This is a genomic window from Stutzerimonas kunmingensis (genome assembly GCF_900114065.1).
GTDB classification, from domain to species: domain Bacteria; phylum Pseudomonadota; class Gammaproteobacteria; order Pseudomonadales; family Pseudomonadaceae; genus Stutzerimonas; species Stutzerimonas kunmingensis.
In genome coordinates, this window is the sequence record NZ_FORS01000005.1 from 281,190 (window position 1) to 298,369 (window position 17,180).

At 59.1% G+C, this 17,180-nt stretch carries 11 protein-coding genes; 10 read left to right on the forward strand and 1 reads right to left on the reverse strand.

Annotated elements, in window-relative coordinates; translation table 11 throughout:
• Window positions 1-46: 46 nt before the first annotated feature.
• Window positions 47-2,479, reverse strand: a complete 2,433-nt coding sequence (locus tag BM275_RS14735; RefSeq protein ID WP_090522024.1) for a penicillin-binding protein 1A — start codon at window positions 2,477-2,479, stop codon at window positions 47-49.
• A 180-nt stretch (window positions 2,480-2,659) separates the two neighbouring features.
• Here BM275_RS14735 and BM275_RS14740 point away from each other — a divergent pair, with 180 nt between their 5' ends.
• The 10 genes from BM275_RS14740 to BM275_RS14785 all read left to right on the forward strand — a co-directional run bounded on the left by BM275_RS14740 (window position 2,660) and on the right by BM275_RS14785 (window position 17,046).
• Window positions 2,660-3,724: a pilus assembly protein PilM gene (locus BM275_RS14740; protein WP_090522026.1), complete on the forward strand. Its 1,065-nt coding sequence runs from the start codon at window positions 2,660-2,662 to the stop codon at window positions 3,722-3,724.
• The gene (pilN, locus tag BM275_RS14745) at window positions 3,724-4,296 is read left to right on the forward strand and encodes a type 4a pilus biogenesis protein PilN (protein WP_014821721.1); all 573 of its coding nucleotides are present in this window, start codon (window positions 3,724-3,726) and stop codon (window positions 4,294-4,296) included. The genes BM275_RS14740 and pilN overlap by 1 nt, the downstream gene beginning before the upstream one ends.
• On the forward strand, window positions 4,293-4,916 hold the full coding sequence (gene pilO / locus BM275_RS14750; protein WP_090522028.1) for a type 4a pilus biogenesis protein PilO: 624 nt from the start codon (window positions 4,293-4,295) through the stop codon (window positions 4,914-4,916). Before pilN ends, pilO begins: the two co-directional genes overlap by 4 nt.
• Window positions 4,913-5,440 carry a type 4a pilus biogenesis lipoprotein PilP gene (gene pilP, locus BM275_RS14755; RefSeq protein ID WP_003301042.1) on the forward strand — a complete coding sequence of 176 codons (528 nt, stop codon included), beginning with the start codon at window positions 4,913-4,915 and terminating at the stop codon, window positions 5,438-5,440. Before pilO ends, pilP begins: the two co-directional genes overlap by 4 nt.
• Before the next feature lie 53 nt (window positions 5,441-5,493).
• A complete protein-coding gene (locus tag BM275_RS14760) occupies window positions 5,494-7,569 on the forward strand; it encodes a type IV pilus secretin PilQ (protein WP_042926346.1) in 2,076 nt (691 codons plus the stop codon).
• A 5-nt stretch (window positions 7,570-7,574) separates the two neighbouring features.
• On the forward strand, window positions 7,575-8,120 hold the full coding sequence (gene aroK, locus BM275_RS14765; protein WP_031298066.1) for a shikimate kinase AroK: 546 nt from the start codon (window positions 7,575-7,577) through the stop codon (window positions 8,118-8,120).
• 23 nt (window positions 8,121-8,143) lie between these two features.
• Window positions 8,144-9,247, forward strand: a complete 1,104-nt coding sequence (gene aroB / locus BM275_RS14770) for a 3-dehydroquinate synthase (protein ID WP_090522030.1) — start codon at window positions 8,144-8,146, stop codon at window positions 9,245-9,247.
• A 10-nt stretch (window positions 9,248-9,257) separates the two neighbouring features.
• Entirely contained in the window at window positions 9,258-10,898 is a 1,641-nt protein-coding gene (locus BM275_RS14775; RefSeq protein ID WP_090522032.1) for an AAA family ATPase, read from the forward strand.
• A 173-nt stretch (window positions 10,899-11,071) separates the two neighbouring features.
• Window positions 11,072-15,520 carry a glutamate synthase large subunit gene (gltB, locus tag BM275_RS14780; protein WP_090522034.1) on the forward strand — a complete coding sequence of 1,483 codons (4,449 nt, stop codon included), beginning with the start codon at window positions 11,072-11,074 and terminating at the stop codon, window positions 15,518-15,520.
• A gap of 107 nt (window positions 15,521-15,627) precedes the next feature.
• On the forward strand, window positions 15,628-17,046 hold the full coding sequence (locus BM275_RS14785) for an FAD-dependent oxidoreductase (RefSeq protein WP_003283491.1): 1,419 nt from the start codon (window positions 15,628-15,630) through the stop codon (window positions 17,044-17,046).
• The last annotated feature ends 134 nt before the right edge of the window (window positions 17,047-17,180 follow it).

The following is a 17,180-nucleotide window of genomic DNA, read 5'->3' on the forward strand; positions in this document are numbered from 1 at the left end:
ACCCCGCCAAGGCGGGGTTTTTTGTTGGCTGGCGAAAATCGGTCGATCAGAACAGATCCAGCGGGGCGGCTTCATCGGCCGGAAGAGGGCTTCCAGGTGCCTGGGTTCCAGAGTCGAATTCACCCATGGGGGGCGGCGAATCCTCGCTCTTGAAGACCTCGAAATAGGCGTCAGGCGTGCTGGGTGTGGCAGAGCGACCGCTGACCGGATCGATGCGCAGCTTGAGCAGCCCGTCCGGCTCCGCTGGCGGGTGCTCGGGCATGTCCTTTAGCACTGCGCTCATGTAGCTCATCCAGATCGGCAGAGCGACCGTGCCGCCATACTCGTTGCGCCCCAGGCTTTGTGGCTGGTCGAAGCCCGCCCATACCGTGGTTACGATGTCGGCGTTATAGCCAGAGAACCAGCTGTCGATGGAGTCGTTGGTGGTGCCGGTTTTGCCTGCGATGTCACCGCGACCCATGGCCAGCGCACGTCGCCCTGTGCCGCGCTTGATAACGTCCTGCAGCATGCTGGTCATGATGTAGGCGGTACGTTCATCGAGTACCTGCTCGGCAAGGCGTGGTTCGGCGTCGAGTGCCTCGTCGTCATTCAGGTCTCTAGTGTCAGGCGCTGCGTAAGCCTTGGCCTCTGTTTCCTCGGTCTCGGTATTCCGCGATGGCACGCGTGCCGGGTTGGCCTCGAAGAGCAGCTTGCCTTCACGGTCTTCTATGCGCTGGATCAGGTACGGCTCGATCTTGTACCCGCCGTTTGCAAAGGTCGTCCAGCCGGTGGCGATCTCCATAGGTGTAAGCGTCGCGGTACCCAATGCCAGAGATAGGTTGCGCGGCAGGTCCTGCGGATTGAAACCGAAGCGGCTGATGTAATCGACCGTGTGGTCGATGCCCATTGTCTGCAGCAGACGAATCGAAACCAGATTCCTCGATTTGTACAGCGCCTCGCGCATGCGGATCGGCCCGAGGAACGTATTGTTGTCGTTCTTCGGGCGCCAGATGCGGTCCATGCCCTGTTCGACAAAGACGATGGGGGAATCGTTGACCAGGCTCGCGGCGGTGTAGCCCGCGTCCAGCGCTGCGCTGTAAATGAACGGTTTGAAGCTTGACCCGGGTTGGCGCTTGGCCTGGATGGCGCGGTTGTAGTTGCTCTGGCCAAACGAGAAACCGCCTGCGAGCGCTTCGATCGAACCATCCTGGGGGTCGAGTGAAACCAGTGCCGCCTGCGCCTGCGGCACCTGGCTGAATACGGCTGTTTCATCATCCTGCCAGCGAATGCGGACCACGTCGCCTAGCTTGACCACGTCGGCTGGGCGCTGTGGCCTTGGCCCCATGCTGTTGATGCCGAGGTAGGGACGGGCCCACTTCATGCTGTCCCAAGCGACTGCGTGCTCGTTTCCGTCGCGCGTCAGCACCAGAATCCCGCTGGTCTCTACCTGCGTCACGACGGCCGGCTGCAGCCCGGAAAGGCTTCGGTACTTGGCCAGCTCGCTGGGCCAGCTATCGCGCGGCAGTTCTGCGAGGCGCGCTTCCGGTCCGCGGTAGCCGTGCCGCTGGTCGTATTCAATCAGTCCGTTGTCGAGTGCGAGGTTGGCAGCAAGCTGCCGCTCGCTGGACACCGTGGTCTTTACCCGGAAGCCATCCGTGTAGGCGGCGCTGCCGAAGCGGCCCACCATCTCGGCGCGCGCCATCTCCGCGATGTAGGCGGCATCCAGCTCGGGGGCTGCGCCGTGGTACCGAGCGGTCTCAGGTTCGGCGAGTGCTTGCCGATAGCTAGTTTCATCCAGTGAGCCAAGTCTGTGCATGCGGCCCAGGATCCAGTCGCGTCGTTCTTTGCTGCGGGTCGGATTAACCAATGGGTTGAATGCGGAAGGTGCCTTCGGCAGGCCGGCGATCATCGCCAGCTGTGCGACGCTAAGCTCCGAAATGGGCTTGCCGTAATACACCTGAGAAGCCGCCTCGATTCCGTAGGCACGATTGCCAAGGTAGATCTTGTTGACGTACAGCTCGAGGATTTCGTTCTTGCTGAGCTCGCGCTCTATCTGCAATGCCAGCAGTATCTCGTTGATCTTGCGCGAGAAACTCCGCTCACTGGTAAGGAAGTAATTCTTCGCCACCTGCATGGTAATGGTGCTGCCGCCGGTCTGAATCTGCCCACTTTTCAATAATTGCGTGGCAGCGCGCATCAGGCCGGTTATGTCGACGCCATAATGATTAGCGAAATTGTCGTCCTCGGCAGCCAGCAGTGCGTGGATGAATTCCTCAGGGATGTCCTCGAAGTGGATCGGTGAGCGTCGCATTTCCCCGAACTCGGCGATCAGCTTGTCATCCGCGCTATAAACCCGCAGCGGAATTTGAAGCTGTATGCTCCGCAGGGAATCGACGGAGGGAAGGTTGGGGCTGAGGTAGAGAAATGCGCCGCTGATGCTCAGCAAGAGTGCGCAAAAGACTGCGAAGCACGACCAGAGAAAAAATTTCAAAAAACGCATCAGGGTTCTTGGAATCCAGGATTTGGGGGAGGAAGACTGCGGCGATGCTGAAAGGGAAAACCGTTCACATTATATGCGGTTTTTTTGCCGGGTAGCCATTTGCGCTTCTGTCAAGGCTGTTATCTAATGTGGATAAACATAATTAATCCGTAAGTTGCGGATAAAGATAGGAAATCGGTCGTGCTAGGGCTCTTCACTAAGAAAGCGAACACGCTGCTTGGGATCGATATCAGTTCGACCTCAGTCAAGCTCCTCGAATTAAGTCGATCAGGTAGTCGCTACCGCGTCGAGGCGTATGCTGTCGAGCCGCTCCCGGCAAACGCCGTAGTTGAAAAGAACATCGCCGAGCTCGAGGGCGTCGGCCAGGCATTGCAGCGGGTGGTTGCCAAGGCCAAGACCGGATGCAAGTCGGCGGTAGTGGCTGTTTCAGGTTCCGCGGTTATCACCAAGATCATCGAGATGGATGCTGGTTTGTCCGACGAAGAGCTCGAGAATCAGCTGAAGATCGAGGCGGACCAGTACATTCCCTATCCGCTGGAAGAAGTGGCGATCGACTTCGAAGTCCAGGGGCCGGCTCCTCGCTCTGCTGGCCGAGCAGAAGTCCTGCTCGCCGCTTGCCGCAAGGAAAACGTCGAAATTCGTGAGGCAGCGCTTGCGCTGGCGGGGCTCACTGCCAAGGTGGTTGACGTCGAAGCCTATGCGCTTGAGCGGTCATACGGGCTACTCGCTCCACAGTTGGGTGCGGCGCATGGAGAGCTGACCGTTGCCGTGGTGGATATCGGTGCCACCATGACTACCCTCAGTGTTCTGCATAACGGTCGTACTATTTATACCCGTGAACAGCTTTTTGGCGGGCGTCAGCTGACGGAGGAAATTCAGCGACGCTACGGCCTTTCACAAGAAGAAGCTGGTCTAGCCAAAAAGCAAGGCGGCCTCCCAGACGACTACGACAGTGAGGTTTTGCTTCCGTTCAAAGAGGCAGTTGTGCAGCAGGTTTCTCGCTCGTTGCAGTTCTTCTTTGCGGCAGGACAGTTCCATGATGTCGACTGCATCCTGTTAGCGGGCGGGACGGCATCGATACCTGGGTTGGATCACATGATTCAGCAGAAGATCGGTACTCAGACTCTAGTTGCGAATCCATTCGCCGATATGGCTTTGAGCAGCAAAGTGAATGCTGGAGCGCTGGCTAGCGATGCGCCGGCCTTGATGATTGCTTGTGGCCTGGCGCTGAGGAGCTTCGACTAATGGCGCAAATCAACTTACTTCCGTGGCGTGAACAGCTGCGTGAAGAACGAAAGCAGCGTTTCCTGGCGTCTCTGGTCGGTGTGCTGGTCATAGCGGCTGGTCTGGTCTTTCTTGGAGATCGTTATTTCCAAGCTGCAATTGAGCAGCAGAGTGCGCGCAACGAGTTTGTCAAAAAGGAAATTGCGGTTCTTGATGCTCGTATTAAAGAAATCAAGGAATTGAAAGAGCGTCGTCAGCAACTACTGGAGCGGATGAAAATCATCCAGGACTTGCAAGGTAATCGACCTATTATCGGGCGAGTTTTTGATCAGCTTGTAAGAACTCTGCCGGATGGAGTGTATTTCACTTCGGTAAAAATGACCGGAAAGAACATTGCGATCATTGGTGCCGCCGAGTCGAACAATCGTGTCTCCAACCTTATGCGCAATCTTGATGCCTCTGATTGGCTCGAAGCGCCGAATCTGAACGAGGTGAAGGCCGTCACCGCCGGTGCCGTGGATCAGGAAAATGTGTTCCAGCTGACGGTTCAGCAAACGCAGCCGGTTGCCGCTACGGAAGGAGCAAAGCCATGAGTCTGGCTGAATCGTTAGATAGTTTTCGCAAGATAGACTTCGCAGATCTCGATCTTAATAACCTCGGTTCTTGGCCTGCGCCGGTCAAGTTCATTGCTGGCGTTATGCTTCTCGCAGCGGTGCTTGCTCTAGGTTATTACTTTCATTTGCAGGATATGCAACTGCAATTGGAACAGCAGCGCGCTCAGGAAGAAACCTTGAAGCAGCAGTTCTCGACCAAAGCCTTCCAGGCCGCCAATTTGGAAGCTTATAAAGCGCAAATGGCCGAGATGGAAACGTCGTTTGGTGCGTTATTGCGGCAACTGCCAAGCGATACCGAGGTCCCTGGGCTTCTGGAAGACATCACTCGAACGGGTCTCGGTAGTGGGCTGGAGTTTGAGGAAATCAAGTTGCAGCCAGAGGTGGCTCAGCAGTTTTATATCGAGTTGCCTATAAATATTAAGGTCGTTGGGGAATATCACGATCTGGCAACTTTCGTGAGTGGTGTGGCAAGCCTTCCGCGTATCGTCACGCTACATGATTTCGAGATCAAGACTGAAAAGAACGAAGCTACATCAAAATTGCGTATGAACATCGTCGCTAAGACTTATCGTTATAACGACAAGGGGCTGCAGAAATGAATCGCGCAAGACTTACTGCGTTGGGCTTAAGTCTGGTTGCGCTGACTGGCTGCGGCAGCAGCAACGACTTCGGTGATCTGCAGCAATATATGAATGAGGTCAGGGCGAAGCCGAAAGGGACAATTGAGCCGCTACCGGCATTCATTCCCTACGAAGCCTTTACCTATAGCGCTGCCGCCCTGCGACATCCGTTTCAGCCCCCCGTCAAGCTTGATTTAACCCAGCGGCAAAAGGGCTCAAAAGATATCCAGCCCGATGAGTCGCGAGTTAAGCAGTTTCTTGAGGGGTTCAATATCGAGAACTTCACGATGGTAGGCACGTTAGCCAATGGTGGGGGGCGGTACGCCTTGATCAAGGGCGGCGACGGGGTTCATCGCGTCAAGATTGGTGACTATTTGGGGCGCAACCATGGCCGTATCGTCGAGATCAGCGATGCGGGAGTGGATGTAGTGGAAATCGTACCTGATGGAGAGGGTGGGTGGCTCGAGCGCCCGCGCAGTCTGACCTTGAAAGAGCGCACCTAGCGCGGGGCAAAAGCATGGAAAACCTTTACCGGTCTGCACAACGGAAGCAATTTATGAACACTACCCTTTCACGCCTAGGTATCTCTTTGCTGGCGGCGTTTATTTCTCCAGCCCTGCTGGCGGCCAACCTGAACGCCCTCGATGTCGCTGCGCTGCCTGGCGACCGTGTTGAATTGAAGCTTGCGTTCGACGAACCGGTGGCTACACCACGTGGTTATACCCTCGATCAGCCTGCGCGGATCGCGCTCGACCTGCCCGGCGTATCCAATAAGCTCGGAGCGAAGAATCGCGAGCTAGGAGTTGGCAATGCGCGGAGCGTGACCGTCGTTGAAGCCCAAGGCCGTACCCGACTGATCGTTAATCTCAATACTCTGGTGCCCTACTCCACTCGCGTAGATGGTAACAATCTCTTTGTGGTATTGGGCGAAAGTTCGGGTGCTGTACGTGCCCCAGCTGTTTCAGCTGCGCCCGTTGCTCCAGTGGCTGCGCCTGCCAAGTCGATGGCTGTAGGTAAGGCGATCGAGAACATCGATTTCCGTCGGGGTGAAGACGGTGCCGGAAACGTCGTTATTACGCTCTCTGACCCATCGGTAGGCTCGACCATTGAGGAGCAGGGCGGAAAGATTCGTGTCCTCTTCGACAAGGCTCAACTGCCAGAGGCGCTGCGTGTTCGTCTTGATGTTCAGGATTTCGCTACGCCCGTGAAATTTGTCGATTCGTCCGCTCAGGCTGGTGGAGCTAGTGTCGCCATCGAGCCGACCGGTCGATACGATTATCTGGCGTACCAGACAGACAACAAACTGACCATCAGCATCAAGCCTCTGACCGAGGATGAAGCCGAGAAGCGCAAGGCTGAGCGTTTTGCTTATTCGGGCGAGAAACTCTCGCTCAACTTTCAGGATATCGACGTTCGTTCTGTACTGCAGCTGATCGCTGACTTCACCGATCTGAACTTGGTGGCGAGCGATACCGTCGCTGGCAACATAACCCTGCGTCTGCAAAACGTGCCTTGGGACCAGGCTCTGGATCTGGTGCTTAAAACCAAAGGTCTGGATAAGCGCCAGGTTGGTAACGTGCTACTGGTCGCGCCTGCCGACGAAATTGCTGCCCGTGAGCGTCAGGAGCTTGAGTCACAGCGGCAGATCGCCGAGCTTGCTCCACTTCGTCGCGAGGTCGTTCAGGTCAATTACGCAAAGGCTGCCGATATTGCGCGGCTGTTTCAGTCGGTGACCAATTCCGAGGGGCAGGCAGACGAGCGTGGATCGCTCGCGGTTGATGACCGTACGAACAACATCATTGCCTACCAGACTCAGGAGCGTTTGGACGAACTTCGGCGCATCGTGGCGCAGCTGGATATTCCAGTCCGACAGGTCATGATCGAGGCTCGAATCGTCGAGGCGAACGTAGATTATGACAAGGCGCTGGGCGTACGTTGGGGTGGGACGCAGCTGTTCGCTAACGGTCGGGGCGCTGTTTACGGCAGCGACGATTTTGGCGATGAGGCTGGTGAAAGTGGCGAAGATGGCAACGGTAATTATCCGTTCGTTGACCTCGGCGTAGCGAATCGGACTGCCGGAATCGGAATTGGCTATATCACGGATAATCTGATTCTTGATCTCGAGCTTTCGGCGATGGAAAAGTCGGGTAATGGCGAAGTGGTTTCTCAGCCAAAGGTCATGACGGCTGATAAGGAAACGGCAAAGATTCTCAAGGGGTCGGAGATTCCTTATCAAGAGGCGAGTTCAAGCGGTGCTACTTCCACAACCTTCGTGGAGGCCGCGCTTTCGCTGGAGGTGACGCCCCAGATTACCCCTGATAACCGGATCATCATGGAGGTGAAAGTCACCAAGGACGAGCCGGACTTTGCAAACGACGTCAACGGCACTCCGACCATCCGCAAGAATGAAGTGAACGCGAAAATCCTTGTGAATGACGGCGAGACTGTCGTTATTGGTGGGGTTTTCTCCAACACGCAAAGCCGGTCGGTGGATAAAGTTCCGTTCCTGGGTGATCTGCCTTATCTTGGGCGTATGTTTAGAAGGGACGTCGTGGCAGACTCAAAATCCGAGTTGCTGATATTCTTGACTCCCAAGATTCTCAATCACCAAGCTGTTGCTGTGAGTCGCTGACCTCATTGAAGAACACTATCCTCGTAGGCCCGATGGGTGCTGGCAAAAGCACCATCGGGCGTTTGCTTGCCAAAGAGCTTCGTCTCCCATTCAAGGATTCCGATAAGGAGATCGAACAACGGACCGGTGCCAGCATTCCACTGATCTTTGACGTGGAGGGTGAGGGCGGCTTTCGTGAGCGGGAGCGGGCGGTGATCGCCGATCTCTGCCAGCTCGAGGGAGTGGTGCTGGCCACTGGCGGTGGTGCGGTGTTGCGAGAGGATAATCGGCAGGCCCTTCGTGCGGGTGGGCAAGTCGTCTATCTTTGCACGTCGGTCGACCAGCAGCTCGAACGCACCGCCCGCGACCGCAACCGGCCGCTATTGCAGGCTAGTGATCCCCGCAGCGTTCTGTCCGCTCTCATGGCCATTCGCGATCCGCTATATCGCTCGATAGCGGACGTCATCATCGAAACCGACGAACGTCCGCCGCGGATGGTTGTGACGGAAATTCTCGACCGGCTCGCGTCTTTACCGCCTCGTGAAAGCCGGGATGAATCTGCGCTATCCTAGACCCCTTTATTGTTGGGGGCCCCATGCAGACTCTTCAGGTCGATCTCGGTGAGCGTAGCTATCCCATTCATATTGGCGAGCGGTTGATTGATCGCGCCGAGCTGTTTTCCGACAGGATCCGCGGGCGGCAGGTGGCCGTTGTCACTAATGAAACTGTTGCGCCGCTGTATCTCGATCGACTGACTCAGACCCTTTCCGACTACACCGTTACTCCGGTGATTCTTCCCGACGGGGAGGAACACAAGAATTGGCAAACCCTGCAGCTGATCTTCGACGCTCTGCTCGGAGCTAGGCACGATCGCAATACCACGGTCATCGCGCTGGGTGGCGGCGTCATTGGCGATATGGCGGGCTATGCAGCGTCCAGCTATCAGCGTGGCGTGGACTTCATTCAGGTTCCCACCACGCTATTGTCGCAAGTGGACTCTTCGGTCGGCGGCAAGACCGGTATCAATCACCCTCTAGGCAAAAACATGATCGGGGCGTTCTATCAGCCCCGAGCGGTCATCATTGACACCGCGACCTTGAAGACATTGCCGCCTCGTGAGCTTTCTGCGGGGCTGGCTGAGGTGATCAAGTATGGGCTTATCTGCGACGAGCCCTTCCTTGGCTGGCTTGAGGCAAATGTTGATCGACTTCGAGCGCTTGATCCTGTGGTGCTGACGGAGGCGATCCATCGCTCCTGCGCTGCAAAGGCCAAGGTGGTGAACGCTGATGAGCGCGAGTCCGGCGTGCGCGCGATTCTCAATCTAGGTCACACATTTGGCCACGCGATAGAAACACATATGGGCTATGGCGTCTGGTTGCATGGTGAGGCCGTGTCGGCGGGAACCGTGATGGCGTTGGAGATGTCTTGTCAGCTGGGCTGGATCACGCGGATGGAGCGTGACCGGGCCATCAGGTTGCTGCAGCGCGCGGCGCTTCCGGTCGTGCCCCCTGCGCAGATGAAGCCGCAGGACTTTCTCGAGCACATGGCCGTCGACAAGAAGGTTCTGGACGGTCGGCTACGCCTCGTTTTGCTGCGGCGAATGGGCGAGGCTGTTGTGACCGGGGACTTCCCTCGCGACGTGCTGGAAACCACCTTGAGCGCCAGTTACGGTGCAATGACGGAACACCTTGGAGCATAAGAAAATTTCCATGACCAGTTTGTCTGCGGACGACGCGTTTCTGAATCACTATGGCTTCAGCCATGACCCGTTTGCTGCTCGCGTTCCGGGCTTCAAGTTCTTCCCCGCTCAGCGCAAGCCGGTGCTTGGGCAGCTTCATCATCTGGCGCGCTACAGCCAGTTGCTGCTGCTGGTTACCGGGCCGGAGGGAAGTGGAAAAACCCTTTTGCGTCAGGCATTGGTTGCCAGTAGCAACAAGCAGGCGGTTCAGAGCGTAGTCATTACCCCTCAGGCTACGATGGATGCGAGCGCGCTGTTGGCACAGATCGCTCAAGCACTGAACAGCCAGGAGGCCGATTTCGACGGCGTGATGGCCCAGGTCATCCAGCTGGCGTTGACAGGTCAGGAAGTCTATCTATTGGTCGACGACGCCGAGCAGTTGACGGGTGCTGCGGTGGAAACCCTTCTGCGTCTAGCTGCGGGCACCCCTGAGGCCAGGCCGCATGTGTTCCTGTTCGGTGAGTCTGCGCTTGGCGGGCGGCTCGAGGCCTTGAGTGATGGCGAGGAGCGCTACCATGCCATCGCGCTGCAGCCGTATGAAGAGGACGAAACCAGGGAGTACCTGGCATTGCGGCTGGAGGGTGCCGGTAGCGGCCTAGAGTGTCTGAGCGAAGAGCAGATTGGTCGTATCCATGAGCAGTCTGGTGGTTGGCCGGGGGCGATCAATCAGTTGGCCCGAGACGAGCTCATCGCCGCGATGCAGAGCAAGCGCGGTCGGCGGAAATCGGGCGGTATCGGATTTCCGCTACCCAAAAAACATTTGGTCGCTGTAGTCGCAGTCCTTGTTCTTATAGCGGTCGGCTTTCTTTTCTTGCGTGGCGGCGATTCCGAGCGCCCTTCGGCCCCCGAAGTGACCTCCCTGCCGCTCGATGCTTCGCCTGTCTCGGGGCCGGCTGCTGAGACCGCGGAGCAGGACCCGGCTGCCATCGAGTTCGATGGACAAGAGCGGCCGTTGTCCCTGCCACTGGGTGGCGACGCACAGCCGGTGGTGCGCGAGCCGCTGGCAGCCGCTGCTGGTGGCGAGAGCGAGGACGAGAATGGCGGGCCCACCGCGAATGCCGCAATCCCTACAATTCCTGCACCTGCACCTGCACCTGCACCTGCACCTGCACCTGCACCAGCACCAGCACCAGCACCAGCACCAGCACCAGCACCAGCACCAGCACCAGCACCAGCACCAGCACCAGCACCGAGCGAGCGTGTTCAGCCCGCACCCGCTCCGCAAGTTGCTGCTCCGGCTCCCGCTCCGGCGCCAGCGTCACGCCAAGTGCGGCCGAATGCCGCAGAGCGTGCGCCTGCTGCAGCAACTGCCTCGGGCTCAACCAATAGCACTTGGTATGCGAGTCAGCCGGGAAGCAATTATCTGGTCCAGATTCTGGGGACTCGTGTCGAGAAGAACGCTCAAGCGATCGTCCAGCAGCATGGCGGTAACTACCGATACTTCGCCAAAGTGCATGAAGGCAAGCCGCTCTACGTCGTGACTTACGGCAACTTCGCGAATCGTGCTGCTGCGGTCGCAGCGGTCAAGACGCTGCCCGTCTCGTTGCAGGCTGGCAAGCCGTGGGTACGAAATTTGGCAGGCGTGCAACAGGAAATCAAACAGACTCGATAGAAAAATGCCCCAAAAAAGTGCGCAATGCACCTTTTTGGGGCTTGCAAAAATAAATTGTGTCGCTCTAGCTGGCTTTGTAAACTGCTCCCCCTTTTGCCCACGTGAATGACGGGGTGAGTCTCTGCCCGTCAATAAGGGGTTGATTTACAACGCATTTAGCTGGTGGAGTGCCTATGAGAGCAGGTCTTTTTCGTCCTGAAGAGTTCAAGGATAACTGCGGCTTCGGTCTGATTGCCCACATGCAGGGCGAGGCTAGCCATCACCTGCTAAAGACTGCCATTCAGTCCCTGACCTGCATGACTCACCGCGGTGGCATCAACGCTGACGGCAAAACCGGTGACGGTTGCGGTCTGCTGATGCAGAAGCCCGACGCATTTCTGCGTGCCCAGGCTCTGGAGCATTTCAACGCCGAGCTGCCTGCGCAGTATGCCGTCGGGATGATCTTTCTGGATCAGGACGACAGCAAGGCGGACCAGGCCCGCGCTCGTCTCAGTGAAGAGATTATTGCCCAAGGTCTGACGCTGGTCGGCTGGCGTGAAGTGCCGGTCGATACCAGCGTGCTGGGCCAGCTTGCTCTTGAGCGTCTGCCGCGGATCGAGCAGGTCTTTGTCTCCGGCGATGGCTTGGACGAACGCGAGTTCGGCATCAAGCTGTTCTTCGCACGCCGCCGCGCCGAAGTCGCGCTCGCCGACGACAGCGCCTTCTACGTTTGCAGCCTCTCCGACAAGGACATCATCTACAAGGGCCTGATGATGCCCGCCGACCTGGCGCAGTTTTATCCTGACCTGGGCGATGAGCGTCTCGCCACTGCGATCTGCGTATTCCACCAGCGTTTCTCCACCAACACCATGCCGCAATGGCGCCTGGCTCAGCCGTTCCGTTTCCTCGCGCACAACGGTGAGATCAATACCATCACCGGCAACCGTAACTGGGCGCAGGCACGTCGCCTGAAGTTCGCCAACGAGCTGCTGCCCGACCTGGAAAGCCTGTCGCCGCTGATCAATCGCACCGGCTCGGACTCTTCCAGCATGGACAACATGCTTGAGCTCTTGGTCACCGGCGGAATGGATCTGTTCCGTGGCCTGCGTATGATCATTCCGCCGGCGTGGCAGAACGTCGAGACCATGGACCCCGATCTGCGGGCGTTCTATGAATTCAACTCCATGCACATGGAACCCTGGGATGGTCCGGCTGGCGTGGTGCTGACCGACGGTCGCCATGCAGTCTGCCTGCTCGACCGCAACGGCCTGCGCCCGGCACGCTGGGTGACCACCAAGAACGGCTACATTACCCTCGCCTCCGAAGTTGGCGTCTGGGATTACAAACCGGAAGACGTCCTGGCCAAGGGCCGTGTCGGGCCGGGGCAGATCCTCGCCGTGGACACCCACACCGGCAAGGTGCTGCACACCGACGACATCGACAATCGCCTCAAGGCACAGCAGCCCTACAAGAAGTGGCTGCGCCAAAACGCCCTGCGCATCCAGTCGACCCTGGACGACAACGACCATGGTTCGGCCTTCTACGATGCCGACCAGCTCAAGCAGTACATGAAAATGTACCAGGTCACCTTCGAGGAGCGTGACCAGGTACTGCGTCCGTTGGCCGAGCAAGGCCAGGAAGCGGTCGGCTCGATGGGTGACGATACGCCCATGGCGGTCCTGTCGCGTCGTGTGCGCTCGCCCTACGACTACTTCCGCCAGCAGTTCGCGCAGGTCACCAATCCGCCGATCGACCCGCTGCGCGAAGCCATCGTCATGTCGCTGGAAACCTGCCTGGGTGCCGAGCGCAATGTCTTCGAGGAAACCGCCGAGCACGCCAACCGCGCGATTCTGACCACTCCGGTGATCTCGCCGGCGAAGTGGCGGACGATAATGAACCTGGAGCGTCCGGGATTCGAGCGTCTGGTCATCGACCTGAACTACGACGAGGCCGTCGGCCTCGAGGCGGCGATTCGCAATATTGCCGATCAGGCCGAGGAAGCCGTACGTGGCGGCAAGGTCCTGCTGGTCCTCAGCGATCGTCATATCGCGCCAGGCAAGCTGCCGGTGCATGCTTCGCTGGCCGTGGGCGCGGTTCACCATCGTCTGGTGGAAACCGGCCTGCGCTGCAGCTGCAACATCTTGGTGGAAACCGCCACGGCCCGTGATCCGCACCATTTCGCGGTACTGATCGGCTTCGGCGCGACTGCGGTCTACCCGTTCCTTGCTTTCGAAGTGCTGGGCGACCTGATCCGCACTGGCGAAGTGCTGGGCGACCTCTATGAGGTGTTCAAGCACTATCGCAAGGGCATCTCCAAGGGGCTGATGAAGATCATCTCCAAGATGGGCATCTCGACCATCGCCTCCTACCGCGGCGCGCAGCTGTTCGAAGCTGTTGGCTTGGCTGAAGAAGTCGTGGACCTCAGCTTCCGCGGCGTGGCCAGCCGTATCAAGGGCGCGCGCTTCGAGGATCTGGAGGCCGAGCAGAAGGCCCTCGCCGCCGAAGCGTGGAGCAGCCGCAAGCCGATTCAGCAGGGTGGCCTGCTGAAGTTCGTCTACGGTGGCGAATACCACGCGTACAACCCGGATGTAGTCAGCGCGCTTCAGGTGGCGGTGCAGAGCGGCGATTACAGCCGCTTCAAGGAATACACCGCGTTGGTCGACCAGCGTCCGGTGGCCATGCTCCGCGACTTGCTCAAGGTCAAGGTGGCTGAGCAGCCGCTGGTGCTGGAAGAGGTCGAGCCGCTTGAGGCGATTCTCAAGCGGTTTGATTCCGCTGGTATTTCGCTGGGCGCCCTGTCGCCGGAAGCCCACGAAGCGATCGCCGCGGCGATGAACCGCATCGGCGCGCGCTCGAACTCTGGTGAGGGCGGTGAAGACCCGGCTCGCTACGGCACCGAGCGCAGCTCGAAGATCAAGCAGGTAGCGACCGGCCGCTTCGGTGTCACGCCGGAATACCTGGTCAATGCCGAAGTACTGCAGATCAAGGTCGCCCAGGGCGCCAAGCCTGGCGAAGGCGGCCAGTTGCCTGGCGGCAAGGTCAATGGCCTGATCGCGCGGCTGCGCTATGCAGTACCGGGCGTCACACTGATCTCTCCGCCGCCGCACCACGACATCTACTCCATCGAGGATCTGGCCCAGCTGATCTTCGACCTCAAGCAGGTCAACCCGCAGGCGCTGGTTTCGGTCAAGCTGGTGGCCGAGCCGGGCGTCGGCACCATCGCCGCCGGTGTGGCCAAGGCCTATGCCGACCTCATCACCATCTCCGGCTACGACGGTGGCACCGGCGCTTCGCCGCTGACCTCCATTCGCTATGCCGGCTCGCCGTGGGAGCTCGGCTTGGCCGAAACCCACCAGACCCTGCGCGGCAACGACCTGCGCGGCAAGGTCCGGGTGCAGACCGATGGCGGTCTGAAGACTGGCCTCGACGTGATCAAGGCCGCGATCCTCGGCGCCGAAAGCTTTGGCTTCGGTACTGCGCCTATGATCGCCTTGGGCTGCAAGTACCTGCGCATCTGCCACCTGAACAACTGCGCCACCGGCGTTGCCACGCAGAACGAGCAGCTGCGCAAGGATCACTTCATCGGCACCGTTGACATGGTGGTCAACTTCTTCCAGTTCGTCGCCGAAGAAACCCGCGAGTGGCTGGCCAAGCTGGGCGTGCGTAGCCTGGGCGAGCTGATCGGGCGTACCGATCTGCTCGAAGTGCTGCCGGGTGAAACGGCCAAGCAGAACAACCTGGATCTGTCGCCCCTGCTCGGCAGCAGCAACATCGCCGCCGACAAGCCGCAATTCTGCTTGGTCGAGAAGAACCCGCCGTTCGACCAGGGCCTGCTGGCCGAAGAAATGGTCAAGCTCGCCAAAGGCGCCATCGATGCCAAGAGCGGTGGTGAGTTCGAACTGGAAATCTGTAACTGCGACCGCTCCATTGGTGCCCGTGTCTCCGGCGAGATCGCTCGCCAGCATGGCAACCAGGGCATGGCCGTTGCGCCGATCACCTTCCGCTTCAAGGGCACTGCCGGCCAGAGCTTCGGCGTCTGGAACGCCGGTGGCCTCAATCTCTATCTGGAAGGCGATGCCAACGATTACGTCGGCAAGGGCATGACCGGCGGCAAGCTGGTGGTCACGCCGCCGCAGGGCGCCAGCTATCGGTCCCAGGATTCGGCGATCATTGGCAACACCTGTCTGTACGGCGCTACCGGCGGCAAGCTGTTCGCTGCAGGTACCGCGGGTGAGCGTTTCGCGGTGCGCAACTCTGGCGCCCACGCAGTTGTCGAGGGTACTGGCGACCATTGCTGCGAGTACATGACCGGTGGCTTCGTCTGCGTGCTTGGCAAGACCGGACACAACTTTGGCTCGGGCATGACCGGTGGTTTCGCCTATGTGCTGGACATGGACAACAGTTTCGTGGACCGGGTGAACAACGAGCTGGTCAACCTGCAGCGCATCACCGGCGAGGCGATGGAAGCCTATCGCAGCCATCTGCAGGACGTGCTGCGCGAATACGTTGCTGAAACCGCGAGTGAGTGGGGGGCTGAGCTGCTGGATAATCTCGACGACTACCTGCGTCGGTTCTGGCTGGTCAAGCCCAAGGCGGCCAACCTGGCTTCGCTGCTGTCGAGCACCCGGGCCAACCCGCAATAACAATAAGCCGCTTCAGGCGGCGGCCCCAGCCAACGCGGGGCCGCTGCTCACCCTGATTGTCTTGCAGCCGTATGTATTGCCTACGGTTGCTGTTGAGAGGTTTTGAAATGACTGAACGTCTGAATAACGACTTCCAGTTCATCGAGGTCGGGCGCAAGGATCCGAAGAAGAAGCTGCTGCGCCAGCGCAAGAAGGAGTTCGTCGAGATCTACGAACCCTTCAAGCCGCAGCAGGCCTGCGAACAGGCCCACCGCTGCCTGGGTTGCGGCAACCCCTATTGCGAGTGGAAGTGCCCGGTCCACAACTACATTCCCAACTGGCTCAAGCTGGTCTCCGAGGGCAACATCCTCGCGGCCGCCGAACTGGCGCACCAGACCAACACCCTGCCGGAAGTCTGCGGTCGCGTCTGCCCGCAGGATCGTCTCTGCGAGGGCGCCTGCACCCTGAATGATGGCTTTGGTGCGGTGACCATCGGCTCGGTGGAGAAGTACATCGCCGATACCGCCTTCGCCATGGGCTGGCGGCCCGACATGTCCAAGGTCAAGCCGACCGGCAAGAAAGTCGCGATCATCGGTGCCGGCCCGGCAGGGCTGGGCTGTGCCGATATTCTCGTGCGCAACGGCGTAACCCCGGTGGTGTTCGACAAGAACCCCGAGATCGGCGGTCTGCTGACCTTCGGCATTCCCGAATTCAAGCTGGAAAAGACCGTACTCAGCCGTCGTCGCGAAATCTTCGGCGGCATGGGCATCGAGTTTCGTCTTAACACCGAGGTAGGCAAGGACATCACCATCGACCAGCTGCTGGCCGATTACGACGCCGTGTTCATGGGCATGGGCACCTACACCTACATGAAGGGTGGTTTCCCGGGTGAAGACCTGCCGGGCGTGTACGACGCGCTGGATTTCCTCATCGCCAACGTCAACCGCAACCTCGGCTTCGAGAAGTCTGCCGAAGACTTCATCGACATGAAGGGCAAGAAGGTCGTGGTGCTGGGCGGCGGTGATACCGCGATGGACTGCAACCGCACTTCCATTCGCCAGGGTGCGAAGAGCGTGACCTGCGCCTACCGTCGTGATGCGGCGAACATGCCGGGCTCGCGCCGCGAAGTGAAGAACGCCAAGGAAGAGGGCGTGAAATTCCTCTTCAACCGCCAACCCATCGCCATCGTCGGCGAAGGCAAGGTTGAGGGTGTAAAGGTGGTCGAGACGCGTCTCGGCGCGCCGGATGCGCGCGGTCGCCGCAGCCCCGAGCCGATCCCGGGTTCCGAGCAGGTGCTGCCGGCCGATGCCGTGGTCATCGCCTTTGGTTTTCGTCCGAGCCCGGCACCGTGGTTCGAAGCCCAGGGCATCCAGATCGACAACCAGGGCCGCGTCGTAGCACCCGAGGTGGGTCAGTTCAAGCACCAGACCAGCAACCCGAAGATCTTCGCCGGCGGCGACATGGTCCGCGGCTCCGATCTGGTGGTGACGGCGATCTTCGAAGGTCGTCAGGCTGCTGAAGGCATCATGGATTATCTCGGCGTCTGATTGGGCGTTGCCGGGCATCGAAGGGCGCCCGGAGTGGCCTGATTTGAATCAAGCCCATAGCTAAATGGCACGGCGCTCGCCGTGCCTTTTTTTTTCTGCTTTGCGACAATGCACGGCACTTTTACGCTGGAACC